Genomic DNA, 24,937 nt, shown 5'->3' with positions numbered 1-24,937 from the left:
CTCTACTCACTACTTTACTAATTGCTTCCAATGGTCACGAATCTGATTCTCATCCAGTCCCATACCAATTAAAATAATGATTGGTTTTCGATTCAAAGATTTTGGAACTGGCATAAATTCCGCTTTTTTTGATGCATACTGAAAACTAACTATTTGCTCAGATCCTTCACTTTCAATGAATCCCTTTCCTCTTAGCACATTAGTAGGTAGCTGTTTCAGCCATTTTTCAAATGTTTTTTGTTTTAATGGTGGAACATTCTCCAACTTAATTGCTTGAACAGTTGAATGATGATGGTGATGAGGGTGATGTTCGTCTTCTGAATGACTGTTTCCAATTAATACGGATTGGATTCGCTTTTCGAAAAGTACTTCTGGATCTATTTGTCCATACACACCTTCTATCATTACTTTTTCATGTCCTGCTATTTTCGTAATTCTTTGTTTGATTTTCTCAAGTTGCCCCGAAGGAATTAAATCGGTTTTGTTTAAAAATAAAAGGCTTCCGCAAACGGTTTGTTCTTTCATCAAGTTACGGACTTCGCTAGAACTTGAAAAGATGCTTTGATATTCTAAGTAATGACTAGCATCCAACACTGTAATAATTGACATTAATTCAAACTGGTTTATATATTGGCTGCTTAACAAGACTTCTTGGATTTCCAATGGATTCGCAACTCCGGTTCCTTCAATAAATAAAATATCTATAGGTTGTTTTTCCATTTCCACTATTAGCTGGTTCATTGTTTCTTTTAAATCATCCTGGATTGTACAACAAATACAACCATTTAATAACTCAAATACCTTTTCATTTTCAAACAAATGACTTTCTACATTGGCTTCTCCAAGTTCATTAAGGATGATCCCCGGTAGCCATCCTTTATTCTTGCAATGTTCAAGCATCTTCAATAAGACAGTCGTCTTTCCACTTCCAAGAAAACCACTTAATACAAAAACAGGAACCCTCTTCTCGTTTTTCATCGTATCACTCCATAATGGTTGACTATTATTTCATCTGTATCTATTCTATGTTTGTATCCTAGCATATTATCACATTTCATATATTACAATTTGATTATTAATGAATAATAGCTTAATAAACCCTGTAAACATAAGGATCTTTCGGTTCCTCTATTTTATTTAGTTTATTCACTTTTAAGATAGGAATGGTTTTTTTGAAAGGCTGGTAATAGATAGAGTCCATCGTTCCTTCTACTTCAAGCCATTCGTCGTTAAAAAATTCTTCCCCTTTTGGCAGTTCCAAAAGCATTCCAAATACGCCAGAATCAGCCACACAGTGAATCATTCCGAACCGAAATAAGAAAACTTGATCCGTTTCTTTATCAATATAGGTGAATCCTTTAAAACCAATTGTTTTCCCAATAAAATATCCTGGATTTTTATAGATTGTTTCCATACCTAAAAGGAAATCTGGATCATTTAATATTAATTTATCTTTACTTCCAAACTGCCCCATAGCTTCCTCCATAAGCTCTTCGAAGCCTTCCTGACCATAAAATATACTCGTGTCAGGTTCTAAAAACTGATGAGTACTATACGGATCATGATCATTATACACTTCAAAATTAAATCCTTTTGCCGCTACAATATTGGAATCCAAAGTGGCAATTGGAAGAAATAGAGCTGTTATAATCGGAAAAATAAAAATGGGATAGCTAAGTTTTTCTTTCCACGACTTCCCGTCCTGTGAATGGTCAATCCCACAACCGCATATATCATTCAACTCCTCGTCATCTTTCCCATCTCTCATCGTGAGATATAACTGAACGAGCATAAAGAAAAGAAAAACAAAGATAGCTATAAAAGATAGAGATGAATATTTCAAATTAATATACTTAGAGATGTTACCTGTTGCATGCAAATGCATAAAAAGGAATGAAAAGCCAAGCAAGATCCAGCATCGAAGCATCAATAAATGCTCCCCTCTTTATAAATTTGGTATTAAGAGTGAACCAAGGAATACTAAAATAGCTGTATAGATGAATAGGAAAAAGACGAATTTTGTTTTGAAAACTCCTAACATCATTAATGTATTTTTTATATCAAATTTTGCTCCGAACACTAAAAAGGCAATCAAAGCACCTGTAGAAAATGTGCTTCTAAATGAAGCAGCAATAAATGCATCTGCTGAAGAGCATAGTGACAATATATATGCCAAGCCCATCATTACTAATGATGACGAATATTCACCATGGCCAATCGCTGTCAATGTGGATGTTTTCATAAAAGTTTGCATAGCCGCAGCAATCAATGCACCTAATATTAAATATTTTCCTACAGTGAAAAACTCATCAATCATATGTTTTAAAGTACTAAGTACTTTCTTACTCTTCGGTACATTTTGTAAAGGTACTTGGCGATTTAACATATGCTTTAATTGTGAATCCTTGAATTGAAAGGAAAGGATAAATCCTACTAACAATGCAACTATAAACGAAAGTCCACCACGGTATAAAGCCATCTTCCAACTATTTCCGAATGCAACATACGTAGAAAACAATACGACGGGATTAATAACAGGACCAGTGAGCATAAATGCAACAGCTGCATGAAGTGGAACCCCCTTAGCCATTAATCTACGTGCAATTGGAATAATCCCACACTCGCAGGCAGGAAATATAGCGCCGAGTGAAGTAGCCGATAAAACAGAAAGAAAGCGATTTTTCGGAATTACTTTTGCCATCATTTCATCCGTTACAAATACTTGAATTAAACCTGAAATAATAACTGCTAACATAATAAAAGGTAATGACTCTATTAAAATACTAATAAAAATGGTGTTAAATTGTAAAAAAAGTTGGCTGGACATAATTTTTACTCCTCAAAAGTTCAACTCTATGCTTATATTATTAAAACAAAATTATCTAAATAGCAAAATGTGAATATTTTCCGTTACCGCTTAATTTTTTTAGATTATCATTCATAAAAGAATGTTAAGTCCATAAAATAAAAATATAACTTGCCAATTTAATTTTTTTATTATACGATACAAATCGTAATGATTACGATTTAACAAAGGAGAATTTATGAAAAAAATACCTGTTACTGTGTTAAGTGGATATTTAGGAGCTGGAAAAACAACTCTTCTCAATCATATTTTACATAATAGAGATGGACTTCGCATTGCGGTCATCGTCAATGATATGAGTGAAATTAATATTGATGGAGATCTTATTCATTCTGGTGGATTTCGAAGAACAGAAGAAAAACTCGTTGAACTGCAAAATGGCTGTATCTGTTGTACTTTGCGTGAAGACTTAATGATTGAAGTTGAAAAATTGGTTGAATCAGGAAATATCGATTATATCGTTATTGAATCAACTGGTATAAGTGAGCCGATTCCCGTCGCACAAACATTTACGTATATAGATGAGGAATTGGGAATAGATTTAACAAGTAAATGCAGATTGGATACAATGGTGACCGTTGTTGATGCCAATCGTTTCTGGACAGATTTTTCATCTGGCGAAAGTCTACTCGATCGTAATGTCGGGATGAATGATACAGATGAAAGAGAAGTTGTTGACCTATTAATCGATCAAATTGAATTTGCCAACGTCATCGTATTAAATAAGACGGATCTTTTAGAAAAAGAAGATGCTGAAGAACTTTCACGTGTGCTGAAAATATTAAATCCTGAAGCCAAATTGATTCAAACATCATACGGAAATGTCCCTCTAAAAGACCTATTAAACACACAAGCTTTTGATTTTGAAAAAGCTAGTCAAGCAGCTGGCTGGATAAAAGAATTGAATGAAGAACATGTTCCAGAAACAGAAGAATATGGCATTTCTTCATTTGTATATAGAAGAAAACGACCATTTCATCCCGAGAGATTAAATCAATGGCTAGAAGAATGGCCAGTAGAAGTTATTCGTGCAAAAGGTTTTTTCTGGCTTGCTACTAGAAATGATATGGCAGTACTACTTTCACAGGCTGGAACATCCATTACTGTCCAAGCTGCCGGTCATTGGATTGCAGCATACCCAGAAAATGAGCGTGCCATCATTTTCGAAGAAAAACCGGAATTATTGGATAATTGGGATGCAACATACGGTGATCGAATGATAGAACTCGTATTCATTGGAATAGAAATGGATAGAAATCTAATCGAAAGTCAATTGGACAAATGCTTATTAACTGATGATGAAATGCTTGCGGACTGGAAAAAAATATATGACCCTCTCCCCTCTTTCACATATTTCGCTTAATATACCTTGCAAATCGTAATGATTCCGTTTAATATATTCAAGGTGTATTAAACTTATATAATGTGATATTAGGAATCTTTCATAGATTATGATTTTTTATTAAGAAAGGAAAATATTTATGAAAATCAAATCAATTTACTTTACTATTCTTTTGCTTACTGCTGCTTTTTTGGGTGGTTGTAATACAAGCCCATCGAACAAAACAGATCAAACAGTAAACAAAAATGATGATAATACATTAACTATCTTCACAACGATCTATCCGATTGAAGATTTCACGAAGAAAATCGGTGGAAAACATGTCGAAGTGAAAAGTGTATATCCTGCTGGGGCTGATGCCCATACATTCGAACCAACGATGAGAACGATGATGGATATTGCAGATGCTGACTTTATCATTTTTAATGGGGCTGGCCTTGAACCATTTATAGATAAAACGAAAAGCTCGTTGTCAAAAGAAAAAGTAACGATGATAGAAGCTTCAAATGGTGTTGAATTATTAAGTGGACATGATGATCACGACCACGAGCACGATGAAGCGGATCATGATGATGACAAAGCTGATCACGATGATCATGATCATGCAGAAGTTGGACATGATGACCATCATCACGACAAAGATCCACATATTTGGCTAGATCCTATCAATGCCATAAAAATGGCTGAAAATATTAAAGATGCTCTTACCGAAGCAATGCCATCTGCAAAAGACGATTTTGAAAAGAATTTCCAAGAAGTAAAACAAAAACTAGAACAATTAGATCAAGAATTGCAGAAAACAGTTGAAGCAGCTGATCATAAAGAGATATTAGTTTCACATGCTTCCTATGGATACTGGGAACATCGATACGGTCTTAAGCAAATTAGCATCTCTGGATTAAGTCCTGAAAATGAACCATCTCAAAAACAGTTGCAAACCATTATTGAAACAGCTAAAGAGCACAATATTGCCTATATTATTTACGATCAAAATCCAGTAACAAAAGTAGCTGATGTCGTTAAAAAAGAAACAAGAACAACTCCAGTTACATTGCATAACTTGGAATATATTACAGAGAATGATCTAAAAAATAATGAAGACTATTTTAGTATTATGAATAAAAATCTAGATACCTTAAAGAAGATTTTATCTAAATAGTCCAAAGCCTAGTGCTTTGGATTTTTTTTGTATCTCAATTGGCTTTCCTTCCATTGCTTGGTAAAATAAACAAGTAAGAATAATGCTAAAGGAGAATTGTCATGACCAAATTTCAAGAAACACTTGAAAAGTATGCAGACCTCGCTGTTAAAGTAGGAGTAAATATTCAAAAAGGACAGACTCTTGCTATTAATTCAGCAATTGATAATGCAGAATTCATTCGTTTAGTTGTAAAAAAAGCGTACGAAGCTGGAGCTAAAAATGTAATAGTCAATTGGAATGATGATGTTGTTTCAAGACTAAAATATGACCTTGCTCCAGATGAAGTGTTCAAAGAATACCCTATTTGGCGTGCCAAAGAGGTGGAAGAGCTTGCTGAAAATGGAGCTGCTTTTATGTCTGTCGTCTCTTCCGGCCCTGACTTAATGAAAGGCGTCAATCCTCAGAGAATCGCTGATTTCCAAAAGGCTGCCGGCAAAGCAATGGAAAAATATCGCCAATACATACAATCGGATAAAGTAAGTTGGACAGTCATTGCTACACCTTCAAAAGATTGGGCTGCTAAAGTTTTCCCTGACGCAGATTCAGAAGAACAAATCTCAAAACTGTGGGATGCCATTTTTACAGCAACTAGAGCTGATTTGGACAATCCAATTGAAGTATGGAAAGAGCATGATGAAACACTACACGAGAAAGTTGACTACTTAAATAACAAGCGTTATAAAAAACTTCACTATACTGCACCAGGCACAGATTTAACAATAGAATTGCCTGAAGGACATCTATGGGCTGGAGCAGGTAGTATTAATGAACAAGGCAATGAATTTATGGCCAATATGCCTACTGAAGAAGTTTTTACCGTTCCACATAAAGATGGTGTAAATGGATTTGTATCAAGTACAAAGCCTTTAAGCTATGCGGGCAATATCATTGATGAATTTACAATTACTTTTGAAAATGGTCGAATTGTTGATGTAAAAGCTAAGGAAGGCGAAGAAATTTTAAAGAAGCTCGTTGAAACAGACGAAGGCTCGCATTATCTTGGTGAAGTGGCACTCGTCCCACATAACTCGCCAATTTCTCAATCAAATATTTTATTTTATAATACTTTATTTGATGAAAATGCTTCGAACCACCTTGCAATTGGAAGTGCGTATGCATTTTGCTTAGATGGCGGCAAAAAAATGTCACAAGAAGAGCTTGCCGAAAAAGGCTTAAACTCAAGTATTACACATGTCGATTTCATGATTGGTTCAGCAGAAATGGATATCGACGGAATTACTGATGAAGGCGTAGCTGAACCTATTTTCCGAAATGGAGATTGGGCGTTTTAATTAGATAATGAAAAAAAGAGTCTGGGAAATTTTCCAGACTCTTACTATTTAATACTGCAGTTCTGTTTCCCAACCGTTATTTCTATATTCCCTATAATCAATTTGATTCGTATCTAAACCCACCACATGTAAATGATCAAGTGAATCTGCTTCTCTCATCATCTCTTCAAGTAGTTCAGCATAATACTCCTTCCGTTCCCCAGCAGTTTGTTCATAACCACTTGCTGTTTCAAAAATCGCATCAAACTTTCCTTTGACGACAAGAGTGTTATTCCAACGTTTGAATAGAATCGATCCATCTGGATTACATCTAATTCTTCTCAACCCTTTATCCATAAAGCATCATTCCTCCCCAAGAATGGTTAATTGTAGTTGTACAAACGTTGACGGCAATAACTTTGAGGAACAGAATCCATACTTTTATGGAACTAATATACCCTATTTTTTACCTAATAAACCTCTTTTTCTGCATTGTGCTATCGAATGATTAAACAGTGGTATACTAAATGAGACAATCTATTGTTATGAGGTGAATTACATGGAAACGCCAATTGAGAAATTTATGAAAGATTCAATAACGATTAAGACAAGTCATGTTTTTCCACCAGATGCCAACCATCTTGGAACGTTATTTGGAGGAAAATTAATGTCATATATTGATGATGTTGCATCAATTGCAGCTATAAAATTTGCCCGAAACTTAGTAGTTACGGCATCCACTGATTCCGTTGATTTTATTAAACCCATTCGAATTGGTGATGCAGTTACTTTAAAAGCAATGGTCACATGGACAGGACGTAGTTCAATGGAGGTTTTTGTAAAAGTAACATCCGAGCACTTATTAACGGGTGAAAAATCAATTGCAGCCCTTTCATTTTTAACGTTTGTCGCTTTGGATGAAAATGGAAATCCCACTCCAGTTCCGCAAGTTATCCCCGAAACGGAAGAAGAAAAATGGCTTAATGAAACGGCAAATTCTAGAGCCTCCCATCGAAAAATACGCAAACAAGAGAGTAAAGATCTTGCTACGTTCTTTTCCAATCATATTAACGAAGAATAAGCTGCCTAAAATGGCAGCTTTGTTTACTTTTATATGGGATTCATATTGGTCATTTGATGATAAAACATTTTTAAGTATTGTAAGTATTTATAAAATGATATCGAACTTTCATTATGATGTATAACGAAATGTTGAAATTTATAGGCAGAATAACTTCGTTGTATCTTTGATAAATGCGCCAAATGCTTAAAAGACGGTCTTGCAACAGAGTTAGTTAGATAAGCTGATTGAATGCTCCCAGGTTTTCTCTTTTCATTTAGTGCATTAATCATGTCTACTGCGTTATTAATTCCTAATCCATGTCCAAAAAAAGTACCATCTCCGAGATCTACAGCATTTTCTCCTCTCCACCATGACATTTCCGGATCGACGTCAGGATTTTGAAAATAGACAACATCTCCGGGTATGAAATGATCAGAATGAATACTATGAATCCCAAGATCAGAATCGGAATGCCAGCTATATAAATAAATATTTTGGAATAGCTGATTAAATAAATGTTCACCTATACTTCTTAGAACAGCATAATAATAGATAATTATCATTCCCGTTGAACATTCATACGCATATAGTGAGCTATTCTTATAAATGTCTAGAATGGCTTCAGATGGTTTTACATCAGACCTCAATTGAAAACCACCAACATACGTCAAATTCCAGTATTCGGGATTACAATAAGATTTTTCGAAACTCGCAAATTCAGCATCGCCTTGATCCATGACGATTGCACCTTCTATGATGTTTTTTCTTAACTTGATTTCAAATGTTAGTTCATCGATAGATTTATACAAATAAACGGCCGAATCATCTTGCATTCTTTGAATAATGTCACTTTCAATACTACCTTTTGGCCAAGCGTCACTTTGTTGAAACGGCATCCCCGATATCTGTATCATAATCTCCCTCATTTCAAGGTAAGAATATTTACACTATTACCTATTGTATTTGAGCTACCTTTCTATATGACAAAACAAAAAAGTAATCGGTTCACCTTTGCGTAATCATAGTTATGAATTATCTGTCTTCATGATATTTCTTTACAGAATAGTTAAGTTTTCATAACAGCACTTACTTCTCTCTTTTTCCATTCCTTTATATATCAACCGTTATCGAGTGTTCCTCTGTAACAATCCTTCATCTTCCATATTCTACTACAAGCAATCTACAAAAAAATTGTCTATACTTATGGAAAACTGTACATAATTGTATGCTTTTAAAAAAACAAAGGTATGGTGATAAATATGTTTTCAAATTCAGAAATTGGAATTGATTTAGGTACAGCAAATGTACTTGTATACACGAAAAACAAAGGAATTATTTTAAATGAACCGTCAGTTGTAGCTGTGAATACAGAAACGAAAAGAGTGTTGGCAGTTGGTTCAGAAGCAAAAAGTATGATTGGAAAAACTCCTGGGAGTATTGTAGCAGTAAGACCTTTGCGCGACGGTGTCATAGCTGATTTTGATATTACAAGTCAACTTTTAAGAGAAGTGATGAAAAAAGCCGGAAAGAATATAGGTTTTGCATTGAGAAAGCCAGATGTAGTCGTTTGTACACCATCAGGCGCGACTTCTGTAGAACGTAGAGCTATCCACGACGCGGTTAAATCATGTGGTGCAAAAAATGTACATCTTATAGAAGAACCCGTAGCTGCAGCAATTGGTGCAGACCTTCCTGTAGAAGAACCTGTAGCAAATGTCATTGTAGATATAGGTGGTGGAACGACAGAAGTGGCCATCATCTCGTACGGCGGTGTTGTAACGTGTAACACTGTTCGGATCGGCGGAGATTTATTTGATGAAAATATTATCCAACATATTCGAAAAAATTATAATTTATTAATTGGTGAATCTACGGCCGAAAAAATCAAAATGGAAATCGGCTATGCATTAATTGATCATCCTGAACAGCATATGGATGTGAGAGGGAGAGATTTACTAACTGGATTACCTAAAACCGTCTCACTAAGTTCCTATGAAATTCAAAATGCTTTAAGAGAATCATTGCTTCATATTTTAGAAGCTATTCGTGCCACTTTAGAAAATTCACCAGCTGAACTTAGTGGTGATATTGTTGATCGTGGAGTTGTTCTTACTGGTGGAGGTTCCCTATTGAATGGATTGCAAGAATGGCTAAGTAAAGAAATCATCGTTCCTGTTCATATCGCACCAAATCCTCTAGAATCGGTCGCAATTGGAACTGGTCGGGCTCTAAAATTTATCAATAAATTGCAGAAAGCTTCTAAATAAGGTTGTGCCCCTGAGTAGAACTTTGAACTCAACGGCTCATTTGGAATTTAGGGTATGTGAGAGGATTCGAACTCGGGATAAAATGATTTCTGGACAGATGAAATGATTCAATTGGACAAATATAGTGCTTTATCTAAGTTCTATGTGCTCTACATAGATTCGGTTGCGATTGAGACGCTAACTTGAGTAATATGTGCTTTCTGTCCCGATTCTCTCTTAATCGAGACATTATTCATTAACATTCACACTTTTTGTCTCGATTCTCTCTCAATCAGGAGACTATTCATTGATATTCACATTTTCTGTCCTGATTCGCTCTCAATCGAGACACTATTCATTGAATTTCACACGTTCTGTCCCGATTCGCTCTCAATCGAGACATTATTCATTGATTTTCACGCTTTCTGTCCCGATTCACTCTCAATCGAGACATTATTCATTAACATTTACACTTTCTTTCCCGATTCACTCTGAATCGAGACATTATTCATTGATTTCACGCTTTCTGTTCCGATTCGCTCTCAATCGAGACACAAATCATTGAAATTCACACTTTTTGTCTCGATTCTCTTTCAATCAAGACACTATTCATTGATATTCACATTTTCTGTCCCGATTCGCTCTCAATCGAGACATTATTCATTGATTTTCACGCTTTCTGTCCCGATTCACTCTCAATCGAGACATTATTCATTAACATTCACACTTTCTTTCCCGATTCACTCTCAATCGAGACATTATTCATTGATTTTCACGCTTTCTGTTCCGATTCGCTCTCAATCGATATTCAGTTCAAAAAAAAAGGTTTCGTCCTCGATCCATCGATCGGAGAACGAAACCTTTAAAATTTTTTGCTATTCTTAAACTGGTTCGCCTTCTTTAGTTTCTTCGTTATTATTTTTTTCGCTTAATTCATAAGTTAACGCATCAATACTCTCACGAACATTATGTTTTCCGGATAAGTTTTCCAGTAACTCGCGTACATCGATTCCAGAAGATGCTTTTAACGATTCTTGCATAGTTGCCATTAAATTGGTTGCATAGCCAGTCACTTTATTAGCACCGCCTTCACCATTACTACCTGTATCGACGACAGTGATTTTATCGATGTTGCCAAGTGGAGCTGCAACTTGCTTCGCATATTCAGGAAGCATTTTTAAGACCATATCGAGAACGGCAGCTTGACCGAACTGTTCGAACGCTTCTGCTACCTTCTGCTTAGCTTCCGCTTCTGCAAGACCTTTCAAGCGAATAACTTCGGCTTCAGAAACCCCTTGTGCTCTTTGTGCTTCGGCTTTAGCTACACCATCAAGACGAACTCTTTCTGCGTCAGCTTTTGCCGTTGCCTCAACACGATATTGATGAGCATCTGCCTCAGCCATTTGCTTCACTTTTTCAGCTGTTGCAGCCTGCTCAACTGAATAACGATCGGCGTCTGCTTTTTTCTTCACTTCTGCATCATATTGTAACTCACGGCGCTTAATTTCTCTTTCTTCAAGCTCGATTTGCTTTTGGCGCTCAATAATTTTGATTTGCATTTCGTGTTCAGTAACTTCTTGCTTTGCACGTGCTGTTTCAAGATCATACGCTTGGTCAGCATTCGCACGCGCGATATCTTGCTCACGGCGGAATTCTGCCATTTTCAATTGATTTACTTTTTCAGCTTCTGCGATTTCTGTTGCCCGCTCTAGTTCAGCTTTCTTCGCTTCTTTTGCTGCTTCAGCACGTTTAATGCGTGTTTCCTTATCTGCATCGGCTGTTGCAATGTCGGCATCTCGTTTCACTTGCGCTATACGAGGTTTACCAAGTGAGTCAAGATAACCATTTTTATCGCGAACTTCTTTTATTGTAAAGGAAACAATGATTAAGCCCATTTTTGCAAGGTCTTGGGACGCTACACGTTGAACCTCTTGTGAAAATTTATCACGGTTTTTATAAATTTCTTCAACAGTCATGGAGCCAAGGATGGAACGCAAATGCCCTTCCAATACTTCCTTCGCTTCAGTTTCTCTATCTTCCTTTGTTTTACCAAGGAATTGTTCTGCAGCTGTGGCAATCTCACCTATGGAACCGCCGATTTTAATAATGGCTGTTCCGTCAGCCATTACTGGAACACCCTGCTCCGTATAAACCTCAGGAGTAGTAACTTCAAGTTTACTTGATAATAAACTTAATGGTTGTGCTTGTTGGAACACAGGCAATACAAACGTACCGCCACCACGGATGATTTTTATTTTATTCCCAGCTTCATCAACGTGAACATTTCTTCCACCTAAATAACTTCCTGTTACAATCAAGGCTTCGTCTGGTCCCGCAGTTCTATATTTCGAAACAAACACACCAATTAAAGCAATAATAATAAAAAGAACGATACCACCGACAATCATTATTTCAACTGGCATACCTGACATACTTCTTCCCCCTTAGGCATTATTTAAAATTTGGTTTATATGGCATTACATATAAAACTCCATTTTTCACTTCAATGACAAGTACTTCTGACCCTTCCGGGATCGGAGTATCCTCAAAACTTGCCGCAGGCTTTGAAATCATCCCGCTGTAACTTTCTATTACGACTTCTCCAAAACCTTGTTGTGGGATGGAAATAATCGTTTTTCCCACTCGCCCTTCCAGCGATTTTTCGGTATAGCTTAATGATTGTTCTGCTGATTTCATCGGAACGAGTACAAATACATTTAAAAGTACATCCAATAATGCAGATACAATAGCTGCAATTGCAATTATGAGGAAGCTATTAAGGGTTGTAACTTTTTCTAAAATATATCCCCCTGCAGAAAAAAATGTTATAAAGGCCAATATTAAAACAGGGTTTAAAAAATCAGTAGCTTCCCCCACTCCTTCCAGAACATCACCAAAAAATAAATAAAGAATGGTTAAACTTCCGGAAACAATGAGCAAAATAAGATAGATTGTTTCAAACGACATACCAAACAAAGTCATCCCCATCATCCCTTTACATTGTTTTTTTTTCCAACAATGCGTGCTCGCTTTCTTCCTCCTCCCTCCATATCTTATACGCTAATTATTACAAGAAAGTTTCATAATTTCCAAAGATTTTCGGAAGTTATTACTTTTTTGTTTCTATTTATTTCTGTAAAATAAAATCATTAGCGTTATCTACTGTCTTTTAATGAAAATATGAGCGTATATTTTGCTTTCGTTAAAAAGGCTGTTAGCGTTAGTTGGGAACTAGTTCTTGAAAAATTAATCGTAATTTTATATAGTTTCCAGATATACAGAAATAAAAGGAGCTGTAGAAATGACATTACTTTCAGAAATTCTTGAGTATAACAAAACGTTTGTCGATGAAAAATTATATGAGCAGTATACGACAACAAAATTCCCCGATAAAAAACTTGTCATTTTGACATGTATGGACACACGTCTAATTGAGCTTTTACATAAAGCAACGAATATGAAAAATGGCGATGTCAAAGTCGTAAAAAATGCAGGAGCGATTCTTTCACATCCATTTGGTAGTATTATGCGTAGCTTATTGATCGCGGTTTATGAATTGCAAGCAGATGAAGTGTATGTTATCGGACATCATGATTGTGGAATGAGTGTTCTCGATGGGGAAAAAATGTTGGAAAAAATAACGGAACGTGGAATCGAAAAAGAAACATTGGACATTATTAAAAATTCGGGCATTGATCTTAATAAATGGCTTGAAGGTTTTGATAGTGTGGAGGACAGTGTTAAACACAGTGTCGATATGATTCGTAGTCACCCGCTCATGGCGGATGAAGTTCCTGTTCACGGATTAGTTATTAATCCGGAGACTGGTAAATTAGATCTTGTTGTAGATGGTTATAAACGTTAAATAGTAAAGGTGGAGCCAGCATTTGGACTCCACCTTTATGATTTATCTTTTTTCTCCGTCTTTTTATGCTTGTTTTCGTTGTTACCTGCTTGGAGTTCATAAAATTTAATTGCATTAATGTCTCCCATTTCCATTCCGAATTCTTCTATATTTTTACTTTGTTGCTTTTTATCCATTCCCTTTTCCTTTTCTGCCGATTTTTGAATTATGATTGGCACCTTTCATCGGGTCTTCTCCTTCAGCGAATTCAGCGGTATAATCCGATTCCTCTATGTTTTTCTTCGGGGTTTTAGCATACTTTTCAACAGCATTTCTTGCCGCTTTTCTTTTCACCATCAATTCATCACTCCCATTATGATAAAATCAGCAATAGTTTCCTCCGATTCTATCGTTTTTATCCGTATAAAAATGCATTTTCCCCCAATATAGTATTTCAAAATAAGAAAAACGATTTATAATAGAAAAAGCAAAAGATACTGGGAGGAAAAAAATTGAGACGTAAAATCGGTATAATGGGGATGGTCGCAGCATTATTTTTTTCACTATTTTTCGTGCAAAATGTTACATATGCTGCTTCCAAAAATTTAGTTGTACACTTTATTGATGTTGGACAAGGAGACTCTATTTTTATTAAAACACCTCAAGGGGAAAATATTCTCATTGATGCAGGAAATCGGGCAAAGGGTCATGATGTCGTTGCCTACTTGAAAAAGCAAAATGTCAAAACAATCAATTACATGGTTGCTACTCATCCTGATGCAGACCATATCGGCGGTTTGGATGAAGTGATCAATGCATTTAAAGTAGACCATATTTACGCACCTAAAGTGTCTCATACTACACAAGCGTATAAAGATTTCTTAAATGCTGTAAAGAAAAAAAATTACAAAATAAAAACTGCTGCTTCTGGAGTAAAATTACCTTTAAAAGATAAGTCCGTTGCAGCATCATTCCTAGCACCTGTAAAAAGCTACTCGACAAGTGATTTAAATAACTGGAGTGCCGTTTTGCATGTAAAATACAATAAAAACACATTCTTGTTTACTGGGGATATCGAATCAAAAGGCGAAAAAGATTTGATTTCCAAAAAAGTATTGACTAAAGTAGACGTATTGAAAGTAAGTCACCACGGTGCCAAAGAAGCTTCGACAAGTGAATTTTTAAATATTGTTAAACCAAAATATGCTGTGATTAGTGTTGGAAAGGGAAATAGATATAAGCATCCAACTTCTGAAACGTTAAAGAGACTCTCAGCAGTAAAAGCAAACATTTATCGTACTGATTTATCCGGCACCATTACTGCTACATCTGATGGAAATACAATAAAAATCAATGCGAAACCAAGTCAAGTAAAAGATCCCTTACCAAATACAAATTACAAACTGACAGCTAGTCTAGATAATAAAACACCTAAGCAGTATTCAACGATTTATTTAACTGTGAATGGACTTCCAAAAGGAACGAAATATACAGCAGTATTTAATTACAAAAGTACAAAAACGACTTATTATGGAATAGCTGGTGAAAAACTTCCTGTAAAAATAAGTCGAGCAACAAAAGGATTTGCAGTAAAAGTAGATATTTCAGCTACTTATAAAGGAAAGACCTATAAAACTCAAACATCATTTACTCCAAAATAAGGAAGTGAAAACATGCGGGGAATCATCGATCGATTTGAAGGTGAATGGGTTGTAGTAGAAATTGATGGAGAAACGCAGGATTTTGAAAAATCCATGTTCCCAAAGGAAGCAGTTTCAGGTGATGTTGTAGAAATCAAAGGTGATAAAGTAAGGATTCTTAAAACTGAAACCGAACAATTAAGAAAAGAAATTGAGAAGCTCATGGATGATGTTTGGGAGGATTAAGAAAGACGAAGTTTAATTGAAGGAGATATTAAAATTGCCTAAGATTATAAGCGTTAATAATGAAAATAATGATTTCCAAAAGTTCGAGGTTATAAAGAAAAATCGTAATAAACGACATAAATATAAAGAGTTTTTTGTTGAAGGCGTAAGGAATATTAATGAAGCGATTAACAATAATTGGGATATTAGGGCGTATCTATATTCTCCACAAAAACCGTTATCCAATTGGGGAAAGAATATATTAGCACAATCTAACGCTGAAATTCATTATGAATTACAAGCCAATCTAATGGAAAAAATCAGTGATAAAGAAGATACTTCAGAATTGATTGCAATCGTCGCGATTCCTGAAGATGATTTTTCTCGTATTCCAGTAAGTGAAAAAATGTTAATTGTTGTATTTGATAGACCATCTAACAGGGGTAATCTTGGTTCAATAATTCGTTCCTGCGATGCGCTTGGTTGCCAAGGTTTAATTATGACCGGTCATGCTGTCGATTTATACGACCCTGAAACAATCCGAGCTACAATGGGATCATTTTTCAATGTACCAACGATTCGAATATCTTCACCCAACGAGGTGAAAAACTGGGCAGATTCATTAAGACAAACATATCCCGAATTACAAATAGTCGGAACAAGCGCAACAGGAAGTGAAGAAATCTATTATTGCGATTTTTCAAAGCCGACTATTCTTCTCGTTGGAAATGAGACACAGGGACTTAGTCATTTTTACAAAGACATCTGCGACCGTATGATTAACATTCCTATGTATGGATCAGCTTCGTCATTTAATGTCGCATGCGCTACTTCAATTATGCTTTACGAAGTCAGTCGACAAAGGCAGTTAGGGTATTGAGGTAGTTAGGTTATTCAAACAAATCGAGTAGGAGGCGCCTCACGGCGCCGACCTCTCACACCACCGTACGTACCGTTCGGTATACGGCGGTTCGAAAGTTTATGAATTTACAATTGATGATAGAGATTTCAATCCTAATTGTTGCCAATATTCCTTGTTTAAAGCTATATCTAGGTAAGGAGATTTAGATATTCTCCAATAACCTTTCCTTGAGTTGGAATTCCTCCAAGCTTCCTTTCTTGAAATGCCTAACTTTATAAGGTTCTTGTATTTTGTATGAGTTTTCTTCCATTCCTTCCAGCGACATGCTCTTAATCTTCTTCGGATATGCGCATCTAAAAGTTTTGCGTATTTCTTTATATCGCCGATTTTAAAATAGTTGCCCCATCCTTGGATTAACTGATTAAGTCGCACAATTCGATACTCCATACTTACTCCCCAATTACGATTGGTTAGTCTCTTTAACTTATCTTCAAACCTCTTCTTTGATTTCTTAGGCACATATACCCTCGTATGCTTCTTAATTTTGTAGAAACTCACTCCTAAGAATACACGTGCCCTCGGCTTTCCCACTGCACTTTTCTCTTCATTAACCTTGAGCTTTAGTTTCTTTTCAATGAACTCTGTAATACCTTTCTTAACTCTTTCTCCAGCCTTTTGAGTTTTAACGTAGATATTACAATCATCTGCGTACCTGACAAACCTGTGTCCGCGCTTCTCCAGTTCTTTATCCAATTCATTAAGAATGATATTACTTAGAAGAGGACTTAGTGGACCACCTTGCGGTGTTCCTTCTCGATTAACTGTAACCACTCCGTTTTCCATGACTCCTGCTTGAAGATACCGTCTAATTAGTTTCAAAGCAGGCTTGTCTGTAATGGACTTTGCCACAAGGGACATCAGTTTGTCATGTTGGACTCTGTCAAAGAATTTCTCCAGGTCTATGTCTACGACGAAGTTGTAGCCATTCTCAATGTATTGTCTAGCTTGCTCAATGGCTTGATGAGCACTTTTATTCGGTCTAAATCCATAGCTATATTGACTAAACTGCGGTTCGAATATTGGAGTTAGAGCTTGAACTATCGCTTGTTGAAAGACCCTGTCAGTTACAGTAGGAATTCCTAAGTTTCGAATTCCACCGTTGGGCTTTGGTATTTGAACTCTTCTAACAGGCTGAGGTTTATATTTTCCAGCTTTAATTAATTGGATAATTTCCGCACCATTTTCCTTTAAATAATGGCGAGTAGCTTCAATATCTTTCGCATCGACTCCTGCTGCTCCTTTGTTTCTTCTAACCCTTTCAAAGGCTTGGTTTAGATTATCTCTATCTAGAATTATCTCTATCAGAGTTTTAGTAAATTGCATACTGTTCCTATGTTATGGGGGTTGTACGAGGATAACTCCACTCTATTGAGGGTGCTCCTGTTTTCCGAACATTCTGCCTCTCAATAGTCCTAGAGGTTGGCTGTGTCATGGTTATCTCGTAAATGACCCTAACATAGTCTCTCCTTTCGTTCCGTCCTTCCCAACTCTATGTGTTGGTACTACGACATCTGCTGACTTCTCTTAGTTCAACTATTCATCGCTGAATAGGTTCTCTTGTACGAGGTACTAAGAGATCTCCCAGGGTAAGTACATCAACTTTCTCCTCATATATCTGCCACATTTATTATTATTTCATCTGGGGATATTTTGGACTTTATCTTGTTTTGCAGACTCATCCTGAAATAATAACCTCGAATGTGATTCGTATACCTCAGACCGAGGATTTGCCTAGAGCTTCCTTCAGATTCCACGTCGCCGTGGACACCCTTGCCTTCGACTAATGGTTCGCATATCCCTACGCCCATAACGGACTTTCACCGTCTAGTTGATGAACATGCCTGGCACACAAAATGGCAAGGGAGCGAGAATGCACCCTTGCTCTTCTTTTAGTTAGAGCTAGGCTAATATTCGATATCCCTTTAGTCTTATATTTTCAGAAAACAAACTAACATAAATCTCCTTCCTTCAATTAAGCCCCAGTCCCTTTCCCAAAGAAAAAAAATTACTAATTTGTTGTCATCCAGTACGCTTGCAGAACAGTAAACAATGATAACTTTCATTTCAACAACTTCAAATTTTTTTTCAAAAGGATCCTGTATAACTAAGCACTCTTACCATTTAACATCACTGAAATATATTGTTTTTTTTTCAAAACAAAAATAATTAATAATGCGTAAAAAGCCTCATACAACACATATTATAGTAAAGCTAATTTATTATGAGGTGAACATGAAAACAATAAATCACAGTACTTTGAATGATAATTATTCTATTCTAATATGGAAAATAGCAATAGGTTCTACTGTATCTTGGGAAATTGCAAAACTACTAGGTTCTGATCATCCCTACTTAGCCCCACTATCGGTAATATTATGTCTCCAAGCAACACTCAATAATTCGGTCAACATATCTATAAAACGTGTAATTGGAACGATAATTGGTATTCTTGTTACTGTACTAATTGCAAGTCATGTTAAAAGAAACGGTTTAAACTTAGGACTATTAATATTAATTGGATGCTTTATTACAAAGTGTTTAAAATTTGACAAAATTGTAACTCACCATGTTGCAATTACAATTTTATTTGTCTTTGTATTTGAACACCAATCGAAACATTATGCAGTAGACAGAATGAGAGATACTATTATTGGTGTAATTGTTACAGTATTAATTCAATTAGTTTGGTTCAAAATCATTGAGAAATATTTAAAAAAACATTCATCAAATACTAATGCTTAATAGAACATTGTATTTGAGTATATACATAAAAATCTTAAGTAACTTATATTATTTATTCCATAATTAAATGGTCATATTGAATCGTTGCATCTCGGGAATAAGCTATTCCAGGCTTTGAAAAAGAGATGTAAGAGCCTCTATCTCGTTTCTTCGGAATATCAGCAATTAATTCTACATAACACAGAAACATTTTAATTGCATAATATGCCTATATAGTTTTTATTTAACCGAGAGGTGATGCAAATTAATGGTTTCATATATGGATTACACTTCACCGTCAACTCAATATTTTTTTGACGTAAATAAAAGTCCCTTGTTTAAGAAAGATAACAACAATCTTATTAACGTATTAGGAATACAACAGTTGAATACACTGGAAAATGTGTCACTTCTTGATATTTTCCTTAGTGTTAATAATGTTGTAGAACCACACTATCATCAAAATGCTGCCCAGCTAGTCTATTGTATTTCGGGTGCTGCTACTGTATCGATGCTAAACCCATTTACAAAACAGATTCTCAATTATCCAATTACACCTGGGCAAGTCGCTAACGTTCCACAAGGATGGTGGCATTATGAAGTGGCTACAGTTGATAACACTCACCTTTTAGCCATTTTTAATGCACCAACCCCCGAAGTAATTTTAGGTTCTGATATCTTAAAATTTACTCCTGCAAATATCATGGCGCATACCTATTGTCTCGATGAAAACCAGTGGAAAAAAGTAATAGCGCCCATTAAACCCTCAACATATATAGGTCCATATGAGGATTGCAACAGAAAAAATGGTAACATGGCTCATGAATATACAAATCAACAGTTTCCACAGCTAGAATATATTCAACATTACCAACCAATTCCTTACATCTCTGGAGATTGGAACTATTAATTAAATAAAGGGATACTACTTTTGGCATGGATTTTCCATGTTTTTTTGTTGCGTTTTTTGCATCGAAAGCATTTCAATCCCTTTGCAATTTCATAAATGACATTAACAGTCCACTTTAATAGCTTGTTTATATAGTTGTCTATTTGAGGTTACTTGTGCAGCTTTAACAAATGCCCAGTAACCTGGCAGTCTCTAGCACTATAGTGAAATTCGAATGACAAAGTATTAAAAAAACAGAGAGAATGTTTGGATTTTTCTCTCTTTATGGTATTTTTAAATAGAATTTCAATTATAGGGGTGTAAGAAGTATGTCTATATTTTCACAAACGATAATTGACTTTTGGCAGGCGCCATTTTTGAATGGAGACGTCCTCTATAGCGATGAAGTCTTTACTCTCGTCATCAACCCTGACCTGAGCGAAGACCGTCGGGTCATGGTGCTGGAAACCTCCGAAGGTCGGGTTATGGCGGTCCTGACGCCTACGCTAGCCGATAAGTTAAACCTTTATCAACGGCAAGACCTGTCTGAGTCGAGCTTTCGCCAGAAATTGAATAAAGCGGGAGTCACTCTGCATGGCGCAGATTATCTTTTTTATTTTTCAGAAGCCGAAAAGAACCTTTTACTGCAAGAAAACCTGGAAGTTGTCTTGCGCCGGTTAACAGAGCAAGATGACGCGGTTTTCTCAGAGTTCCAGTCCTCCGCCTCGGAACAAGACTTGGATGATTCTTATGTGGAATTGGATCACTGGGCGGTGTTCGGCTCTTTTGAGCAAAACCGCTTGGTTAGCGCCGCCAGCATGTATCCCTGGGGGAATTCGCAAATTGCCGATCTCGGCGTACTGACTCTGACGCCCTTTAGAGGTAAAGGTCACGCTCGTAAAGTAGTGCGTTCAATCTGCAAGTACGCCTGTAATCAGGGATACGAACCCCAGTACCGATGCCAGCTTGATAACCAGGCTTCTACGTTGCTGGCTAAAGCGGTGGGTTTGACACTGTTTGGAAAGTGGGAAGTGATTTCTCCTGACTCCACTAACTGAGACCCCAACTAAAAATATAATTATTTTTATTCAAGCTCTTGCTTCGAGTCATACGCCGGATGGCTCCGAGAGCAACCAGGCATCCAGACGAACATAAAAAGACAAGTTATACGTAATGCAGGATTAAAGATACCGCGTGGTTATGTATGGATACGAAATCCTAAGAGGTATGTGTATATATTAAAGTGTATAACAGAACCACGTTTGACATTTTTAAACTTATCAAGAAAATAATTAAGAGATAAAGCAAGTATTAAGAGACTAAGGAGAAGGAGATTACCTTCTTCTTTTTAGTATCCATTATTTTGTAGAATTGTATATGTCATATCCTTTTTTCTTTAATTCATTAGAAAATTTTCAGCATTCTTTTTATGATTGAAGACTCCAAGTAAAACGCGATGTAGCTTGTCCGATTTAGCAGAGTTCCAGTTTTGGCAGAGGCTTGCTTGCCTCCATTTAACCTTTGGTATTATTTAAATGGTTAGCATAATAGCTGATGGAGCCAAGCTAAGACGGCTAATATCATCCCTAATTCAATATTCAAATGAACAACTCATTTATAAAGCATAAAAAAGAGCCACAAAGGACTCTAGGAATACTGCTGTTATACTAATGAAACAACTTTTGCTATTCCTTCAAATAAATATTCCATCTTTCCACCTCTAAATATATTACCAGTCCAATAGTTTATTGCCTTCTCTCTTACTACCAAAAGCGGAGAAGGCTCGATTTCTATCCAGTGTGCATCTCCAAGAAAAATTTTCCCATTTAAATTAAGCTTTACTATTTGAAATTCTTCATTTACAAATTGGCTTTTCCAATAATCTAAATGCTCTTTATCACTTAACCATAAGGATCTCCATCTTGATGGCAAATCCTCATTTATTTGCGACCTCGTCTGTTCAATTGCAAATTCTTTAGTAAATCTCCAATAGGTTTTTGCACATTCTTCAGCATAATTAAGCGACGTAGAGCCAATTTCGTAATTGTTTCTAAAGGGATTATAATTCCTACTAGTATCAATTACATCACCAATCTTAAATTGGCTATACAAATTAAAATCACTCATACAATTAATATGGTATAGAGTATGGTCTTCGACATATTGCATTATTTCACCCCCTCATATCGTATGCTTCGATATAAAAGAGCGAACCACCATTTTTATATAAAGAAAGCCCTATTCAGTACGACTTTCTCCGTTTACGATTTGTCCAACACCATTTTTTTTGTAAAATAAAAAAGCCTTCTCAGGCTTATTCTGGTTGTTCTCATTGTTCATTGATTTCTTCTACTTTAATAATTCCATTGACTTCAAATACATAGATTCCACCTGTCCAGCTTTCCCAGATTTCTCTTTGTCCCCTTCTCATATCCCAATCCAGAATTGGCTGGTGATCGTCTTACTGGTACTTTTGGACATCTCACTACATATGTGTCGTTATTCCCGTGTATTTCAATGTATTCCTTTTGGCAGTCTTTTTTCGTACTGCTGTGTAAAAATTTTGTATATTTTTGTAAAAATAACGTAAAAAGTATACCACCATTTTTATATTTCGGCTAACATATCTAATGTGGTTTTTATCAATTTCATCTATAAGGAGTTGAATTTAATGTATATAAAAGAGATGTCCAATGAATTATTAATATCTTTATTTCGGAAGGCAAAATGCAATAAGTTGGACCATAATTTAATAAAATTATTACATGATGAAATCAAACGGAGAAAAATATATCCTCCTTTATAGGCAATATATTTGTCTCTGGTGCCTTGGTAAGTTCATTCCTTCCCCCTCTACTTCTTCAATTCTCGTACTGAATAATTGTTAATTTATGAGGATATTTCTTCTCAAACAATTTCCGATTGATTTTTAAATAAACGTAAAGAAATTTTTATATACTTTGATTTTTACGCAATTTATTCTAAAGACTTTTCCTTAATCACGTTATGCTGTATAATAAATTTCGGCGTTGAAAAAATGAAAAGCTTGAAATAGAGTTTTGAAAGATGGCTCCGTAGCTCAGAGGATAGAGCGTCGGTTTCCTAAACCGTGCGTCGCAGGTTCGATTCCTGCCGGGGCCGCTTAAATAAAGCCAGTAGTAGCAAGGGTTACAGTATTTTGTGCCCTTGCTATTTTTTGTGGAGAAAATGAATTTGGCATTAAAGGTAATCAGAAACAAAATTCATATTATTAATAGAATCAATTTCAAAATTGCTTTTAAAAAACTAGAATGTCCCTAGATAGACTAATTCAATTTTTAAAAACTATTCTACTTGCTGATTTTCTGATGATTTACGGAAAATTTGAAGCATTTTAACAAAAATCAAAATGTAACTTTGTTTTTTTCATTTTCGATGGCGAACGATGATCAATTGGAAAAACTCTTTTTTAATAAGCATTTCACACTCAAATACTGTTCTCTCACCAAAAAGGTTTTCCATTTTTCTAAACCAAGAGCCGGAGTTGAATATTTTCTCAGATCTGTACAATTTTTTTTTGGCATAGTTCTACTTTTATCACAGTTATTATCAATTAAAATGTAATTTCAAATTCATCTTCTGTTCATATACCAGGTATAAACTATCGTTGTAGTAAAGAGATAGGAGGAAATAAGATGAATATTGCATGGAAAGAAATAAAAAAAAATAAAGTAAGGTTTTTGATTTTAGGTTCTATCGTTTTTCTTGTTAGCTTATTAACATTTATTATATCTGGTTTGGCAAGTGGATTATCTCAAGACAATGCCGCATTAATTAAAGATTTACCAAAAGGTCAATTTTATATGTCGAAAGATGCAAACCAAACCTATAATATGTCAAGAATAGATAAAAGTACTCAAGATAAAGTGTTAAATAAACATATAGATGCTGCAGCATTTTCTATTCAAATGGGATTTTTGAATGATCGTGCTGACAAGCAACAAAGTGTCGCCTTTGTTACATCAACCGATTCAAGTTTATTTAATAATGTTAAAAAAGGCGAAATCGTCCTAGATCGATCTATGAAAGATAAAGGTATAAAAATTGGAGATACTTTAACGAATGATCAGTACAATGGTAAGTTTATTGTAAAAGGTTTTGTGGACAATAGTAAATTCAGTCATGCACCTGTCGCATATATCAATATGGACGACTACAAAGGTATTTACCGGGTCAATGAAATGCAATTGATTTTCGTACCAGGTGGAAATTCAACACATGTCGCCGGTTTGGAATCATTTTCGACAAATGAGTTCCTTAATACCATGGCAAGCTATAAAGCAGAACAGATGTCTCTCAATATGATTATTTGGTTTTTAGTTGTCATTAGCGGAATGTTGTTTGCTATCTTTTTCTACATGATGAACGTTCAAAAAATTGGTTTATACGGCATTCTTAAAGCCATCGGTGTAAAAACAAGTGCCTTGTTCAAAATGATTTGGACGCAAATGGCTGTTATTACCGTTATTGCTCTTTCGTTATCAATTGTACTCAGTCAAGTGTTTAATATGATTGCACCTGAAGGAATGCCTTTTAATTTAACCTCTGCAACAACCGTACAATTAACGATTGTCTTCTTAATTATTGGATTTATTGGATCTACTCTTTCAGGTTTACAGATTAAAAAAATCGAACCATTACAAGCTATACAACAAGGAGAGGTTTAAT

Annotated in this window: 24 protein-coding genes, 1 tRNA gene and 1 pseudogene; 15 read left to right on the top strand and 11 right to left on the bottom strand. The window is 35.6% G+C overall.

The features are described 5' to 3' along the window. Positions 1 to 9: 9 nt before the first annotated feature. From KHA93_RS01565 to KHA93_RS01555, 3 genes are all read right to left on the bottom strand, one after another. Entirely contained in the window at positions 10 to 978 is a 969-nt protein-coding gene (locus tag KHA93_RS01565) for a CobW family GTP-binding protein (RefSeq protein ID WP_213109115.1), read from the bottom strand. A 112-nt stretch (positions 979 to 1,090) separates the two neighbouring features. Then, positions 1,091 to 1,927, bottom strand: coding sequence for a TIGR03943 family putative permease subunit (locus KHA93_RS01560; RefSeq protein ID WP_213112725.1), 837 nt, complete (start codon positions 1,925 to 1,927; stop codon positions 1,091 to 1,093). Positions 1,928 to 1,945: 18 nt separating this feature from the next. Next, on the bottom strand, positions 1,946 to 2,827 hold the full coding sequence (locus KHA93_RS01555; RefSeq protein WP_213109114.1) for a permease: 882 nt from the start codon (positions 2,825 to 2,827) through the stop codon (positions 1,946 to 1,948). Positions 2,828 to 3,044: 217 nt separating this feature from the next. Between KHA93_RS01555 and KHA93_RS01550 the strand changes: the two genes are divergently transcribed. From KHA93_RS01550 to KHA93_RS01540, 3 genes are all read left to right on the top strand, one after another. Next, positions 3,045 to 4,229 (top strand): GTP-binding protein, encoded by a 1,185-nt coding sequence (locus KHA93_RS01550; RefSeq protein ID WP_213109113.1) that lies wholly within the window; start codon positions 3,045 to 3,047, stop codon positions 4,227 to 4,229. A 118-nt stretch (positions 4,230 to 4,347) separates the two neighbouring features. Next, positions 4,348 to 5,367, top strand: a complete 1,020-nt coding sequence (locus tag KHA93_RS01545) for a metal ABC transporter solute-binding protein, Zn/Mn family (RefSeq protein WP_213109112.1) — start codon at positions 4,348 to 4,350, stop codon at positions 5,365 to 5,367. A gap of 101 nt (positions 5,368 to 5,468) precedes the next feature. Then, positions 5,469 to 6,701: an aminopeptidase gene (locus KHA93_RS01540; RefSeq protein ID WP_213109111.1), complete on the top strand. Its 1,233-nt coding sequence runs from the start codon at positions 5,469 to 5,471 to the stop codon at positions 6,699 to 6,701. Positions 6,702 to 6,749: 48 nt separating this feature from the next. Here the strand turns inward: KHA93_RS01540 and KHA93_RS01535 are convergent, their stop codons facing one another. After that, positions 6,750 to 7,037: a hypothetical protein gene (locus KHA93_RS01535; RefSeq protein WP_213109110.1), complete on the bottom strand. Its 288-nt coding sequence runs from the start codon at positions 7,035 to 7,037 to the stop codon at positions 6,750 to 6,752. Between the two features lie 202 nt (positions 7,038 to 7,239). Here KHA93_RS01535 and KHA93_RS01530 point away from each other — a divergent pair, with 202 nt between their 5' ends. Continuing rightward, positions 7,240 to 7,761, top strand: a complete 522-nt coding sequence (locus KHA93_RS01530; protein ID WP_213109109.1) for an acyl-CoA thioesterase — start codon at positions 7,240 to 7,242, stop codon at positions 7,759 to 7,761. Positions 7,762 to 7,790: 29 nt separating this feature from the next. On the opposite strand, the gene KHA93_RS01525 is transcribed toward KHA93_RS01530, so the two are convergent. Further along, positions 7,791 to 8,657 carry a protein-glutamine gamma-glutamyltransferase gene (locus tag KHA93_RS01525; protein WP_213109108.1) on the bottom strand — a complete coding sequence of 289 codons (867 nt, stop codon included), beginning with the start codon at positions 8,655 to 8,657 and terminating at the stop codon, positions 7,791 to 7,793. 345 nt (positions 8,658 to 9,002) lie between these two features. Between KHA93_RS01525 and mreBH the strand changes: the two genes are divergently transcribed. Next, positions 9,003 to 10,010 carry a rod-share determining protein MreBH gene (gene mreBH, locus KHA93_RS01520; RefSeq protein WP_213109107.1) on the top strand — a complete coding sequence of 336 codons (1,008 nt, stop codon included), beginning with the start codon at positions 9,003 to 9,005 and terminating at the stop codon, positions 10,008 to 10,010. A gap of 860 nt (positions 10,011 to 10,870) precedes the next feature. Here the strand turns inward: mreBH and floT are convergent. Further along, a complete protein-coding gene (gene floT / locus KHA93_RS01515) occupies positions 10,871 to 12,412 on the bottom strand; it encodes a flotillin lipid rafts scaffold protein FloT (RefSeq protein ID WP_213112724.1) in 1,542 nt (513 codons plus the stop codon). Between the two features lie 28 nt (positions 12,413 to 12,440). Further along, complete coding sequence (locus tag KHA93_RS01510; RefSeq protein WP_213109106.1) at positions 12,441 to 12,971, bottom strand: NfeD family protein; 531 nt, start codon at positions 12,969 to 12,971, stop codon at positions 12,441 to 12,443. A gap of 319 nt (positions 12,972 to 13,290) precedes the next feature. Between KHA93_RS01510 and KHA93_RS01505 the strand changes: the two genes are divergently transcribed. Beyond that, entirely contained in the window at positions 13,291 to 13,854 is a 564-nt protein-coding gene (locus tag KHA93_RS01505) for a beta-class carbonic anhydrase (RefSeq protein ID WP_213109105.1), read from the top strand. A gap of 35 nt (positions 13,855 to 13,889) precedes the next feature. Here the strand turns inward: KHA93_RS01505 and KHA93_RS01500 are convergent, their stop codons facing one another. Next, positions 13,890 to 14,030, bottom strand: a complete 141-nt coding sequence (locus tag KHA93_RS01500) for a hypothetical protein (RefSeq protein WP_213113098.1) — start codon at positions 14,028 to 14,030, stop codon at positions 13,890 to 13,892. Further along, positions 14,023 to 14,190, bottom strand: coding sequence for a protein YkzP (locus KHA93_RS01495; RefSeq protein WP_213109104.1), 168 nt, complete (start codon positions 14,188 to 14,190; stop codon positions 14,023 to 14,025). Before KHA93_RS01495 ends, KHA93_RS01500 begins: the two co-directional genes overlap by 8 nt. 176 nt (positions 14,191 to 14,366) lie before the next feature. Between KHA93_RS01495 and KHA93_RS01490 the strand changes: the two are divergent. From KHA93_RS01490 to KHA93_RS01480, 3 genes and pseudogenes are all read left to right on the top strand, one after another. Then, positions 14,367 to 15,194 (top strand): annotated as a pseudogene (locus KHA93_RS01490) (ComEC/Rec2 family competence protein); the annotation flags it as partial. Between the two features lie 312 nt (positions 15,195 to 15,506). Beyond that, complete coding sequence (locus tag KHA93_RS01485; protein WP_213109103.1) at positions 15,507 to 15,719, top strand: DUF3006 domain-containing protein; 213 nt, start codon at positions 15,507 to 15,509, stop codon at positions 15,717 to 15,719. A gap of 34 nt (positions 15,720 to 15,753) precedes the next feature. Next, entirely contained in the window at positions 15,754 to 16,578 is an 825-nt protein-coding gene (locus KHA93_RS01480; protein ID WP_213109102.1) for a TrmH family RNA methyltransferase, read from the top strand. A gap of 99 nt (positions 16,579 to 16,677) precedes the next feature. Here the strand turns inward: KHA93_RS01480 and ltrA are convergent, their stop codons facing one another. After that, on the bottom strand, positions 16,678 to 17,943 hold the full coding sequence (gene ltrA, locus KHA93_RS01475; protein WP_213109101.1) for a group II intron reverse transcriptase/maturase: 1,266 nt from the start codon (positions 17,941 to 17,943) through the stop codon (positions 16,678 to 16,680). A 909-nt stretch (positions 17,944 to 18,852) separates the two neighbouring features. Here ltrA and KHA93_RS01470 point away from each other — a divergent pair. From KHA93_RS01470 to KHA93_RS01460, 3 genes are all read left to right on the top strand, one after another. After that, positions 18,853 to 19,362, top strand: coding sequence for an FUSC family protein (locus KHA93_RS01470; RefSeq protein WP_213109100.1), 510 nt, complete (start codon positions 18,853 to 18,855; stop codon positions 19,360 to 19,362). Between the two features lie 247 nt (positions 19,363 to 19,609). After that, positions 19,610 to 20,251, top strand: a complete 642-nt coding sequence (locus KHA93_RS01465) for a cupin domain-containing protein (protein ID WP_213109099.1) — start codon at positions 19,610 to 19,612, stop codon at positions 20,249 to 20,251. A 308-nt stretch (positions 20,252 to 20,559) separates the two neighbouring features. Further along, complete coding sequence (locus KHA93_RS01460; RefSeq protein ID WP_213109098.1) at positions 20,560 to 21,288, top strand: GNAT family N-acetyltransferase; 729 nt, start codon at positions 20,560 to 20,562, stop codon at positions 21,286 to 21,288. A gap of 604 nt (positions 21,289 to 21,892) precedes the next feature. On the opposite strand, the gene KHA93_RS01455 is transcribed toward KHA93_RS01460, so the two are convergent. Further along, entirely contained in the window at positions 21,893 to 22,399 is a 507-nt protein-coding gene (locus KHA93_RS01455; protein WP_213109097.1) for a DUF2441 domain-containing protein, read from the bottom strand. A 502-nt stretch (positions 22,400 to 22,901) separates the two neighbouring features. Here KHA93_RS01455 and sda point away from each other — a divergent pair. The 3 genes from sda (at position 22,902) to KHA93_RS01440 (ending at position 24,936) form a co-directional block, all read left to right on the top strand. Then, positions 22,902 to 23,036 (top strand): sporulation histidine kinase inhibitor Sda, encoded by a 135-nt coding sequence (sda, locus tag KHA93_RS23445; protein ID WP_349772243.1) that lies wholly within the window; start codon positions 22,902 to 22,904, stop codon positions 23,034 to 23,036. Between the two features lie 262 nt (positions 23,037 to 23,298). Continuing rightward, positions 23,299 to 23,371 (top strand) — tRNA-Arg (locus KHA93_RS01445). A gap of 533 nt (positions 23,372 to 23,904) precedes the next feature. Next, positions 23,905 to 24,936 (top strand): ABC transporter permease, encoded by a 1,032-nt coding sequence (locus tag KHA93_RS01440; protein WP_213109096.1) that lies wholly within the window; start codon positions 23,905 to 23,907, stop codon positions 24,934 to 24,936. The last annotated feature ends 1 nt before the right edge of the window (position 24,937 follow it).

The organism is Lederbergia citrisecunda, from assembly GCF_018343695.1.
Classification (GTDB): domain Bacteria; phylum Bacillota; class Bacilli; order Bacillales; family Bacillaceae_C; genus Lederbergia; species Lederbergia citrisecunda.
The sequence above is the reverse complement of the archived record's forward strand: the minus strand, read 5'-3'. Positions and strand labels throughout refer to the sequence as shown.

What these genes read in the sequence shown, in the direction of transcription:
- KHA93_RS01460 (WP_213109098.1), top strand. Translation starts at nt 20,560, where the DNA reads ATGTCTATATTTTCACAAACGATAATTGACTTTTGGCAGGCGCCATTT.
- KHA93_RS01535 (WP_213109110.1), bottom strand. Translation starts at nt 7,037, where the DNA reads ATGGATAAAGGGTTGAGAAGAATTAGATGTAATCCAGATGGATCGATT.
- ltrA (WP_213109101.1), bottom strand. Translation starts at nt 17,943, where the DNA reads ATGCAATTTACTAAAACTCTGATAGAGATAATTCTAGATAGAGATAAT.
- floT (WP_213112724.1), bottom strand. Translation starts at nt 12,412, where the DNA reads ATGCCAGTTGAAATAATGATTGTCGGTGGTATCGTTCTTTTTATTATT.
- KHA93_RS01500 (WP_213113098.1), bottom strand. Translation starts at nt 14,030, where the DNA reads ATGGATAAAAAGCAACAAAGTAAAAATATAGAAGAATTCGGAATGGAA.
- KHA93_RS01495 (WP_213109104.1), bottom strand. Translation starts at nt 14,190, where the DNA reads ATGGTGAAAAGAAAAGCGGCAAGAAATGCTGTTGAAAAGTATGCTAAA.
- KHA93_RS01530 (WP_213109109.1), top strand. Translation starts at nt 7,240, where the DNA reads ATGGAAACGCCAATTGAGAAATTTATGAAAGATTCAATAACGATTAAG.
- KHA93_RS01565 (WP_213109115.1), bottom strand. Translation starts at nt 978, where the DNA reads ATGAAAAACGAGAAGAGGGTTCCTGTTTTTGTATTAAGTGGTTTTCTT.
- KHA93_RS01440 (WP_213109096.1), top strand. Translation starts at nt 23,905, where the DNA reads ATGAATATTGCATGGAAAGAAATAAAAAAAAATAAAGTAAGGTTTTTG.
- KHA93_RS01470 (WP_213109100.1), top strand. Translation starts at nt 18,853, where the DNA reads ATGAAAACAATAAATCACAGTACTTTGAATGATAATTATTCTATTCTA.
- sda (WP_349772243.1), top strand. Translation starts at nt 22,902, where the DNA reads ATGTATATAAAAGAGATGTCCAATGAATTATTAATATCTTTATTTCGG.
- KHA93_RS01505 (WP_213109105.1), top strand. Translation starts at nt 13,291, where the DNA reads ATGACATTACTTTCAGAAATTCTTGAGTATAACAAAACGTTTGTCGAT.
- KHA93_RS01540 (WP_213109111.1), top strand. Translation starts at nt 5,469, where the DNA reads ATGACCAAATTTCAAGAAACACTTGAAAAGTATGCAGACCTCGCTGTT.
- KHA93_RS01510 (WP_213109106.1), bottom strand. Translation starts at nt 12,971, where the DNA reads ATGACTTTGTTTGGTATGTCGTTTGAAACAATCTATCTTATTTTGCTC.
- KHA93_RS01545 (WP_213109112.1), top strand. Translation starts at nt 4,348, where the DNA reads ATGAAAATCAAATCAATTTACTTTACTATTCTTTTGCTTACTGCTGCT.
- KHA93_RS01555 (WP_213109114.1), bottom strand. Translation starts at nt 2,827, where the DNA reads ATGTCCAGCCAACTTTTTTTACAATTTAACACCATTTTTATTAGTATT.
- KHA93_RS01525 (WP_213109108.1), bottom strand. Translation starts at nt 8,657, where the DNA reads ATGATACAGATATCGGGGATGCCGTTTCAACAAAGTGACGCTTGGCCA.
- KHA93_RS01550 (WP_213109113.1), top strand. Translation starts at nt 3,045, where the DNA reads ATGAAAAAAATACCTGTTACTGTGTTAAGTGGATATTTAGGAGCTGGA.
- KHA93_RS01485 (WP_213109103.1), top strand. Translation starts at nt 15,507, where the DNA reads ATGCGGGGAATCATCGATCGATTTGAAGGTGAATGGGTTGTAGTAGAA.
- KHA93_RS01560 (WP_213112725.1), bottom strand. Translation starts at nt 1,927, where the DNA reads ATGCTTCGATGCTGGATCTTGCTTGGCTTTTCATTCCTTTTTATGCAT.
- KHA93_RS01455 (WP_213109097.1), bottom strand. Translation starts at nt 22,399, where the DNA reads ATGCAATATGTCGAAGACCATACTCTATACCATATTAATTGTATGAGT.
- mreBH (WP_213109107.1), top strand. Translation starts at nt 9,003, where the DNA reads ATGTTTTCAAATTCAGAAATTGGAATTGATTTAGGTACAGCAAATGTA.
- KHA93_RS01465 (WP_213109099.1), top strand. Translation starts at nt 19,610, where the DNA reads ATGGTTTCATATATGGATTACACTTCACCGTCAACTCAATATTTTTTT.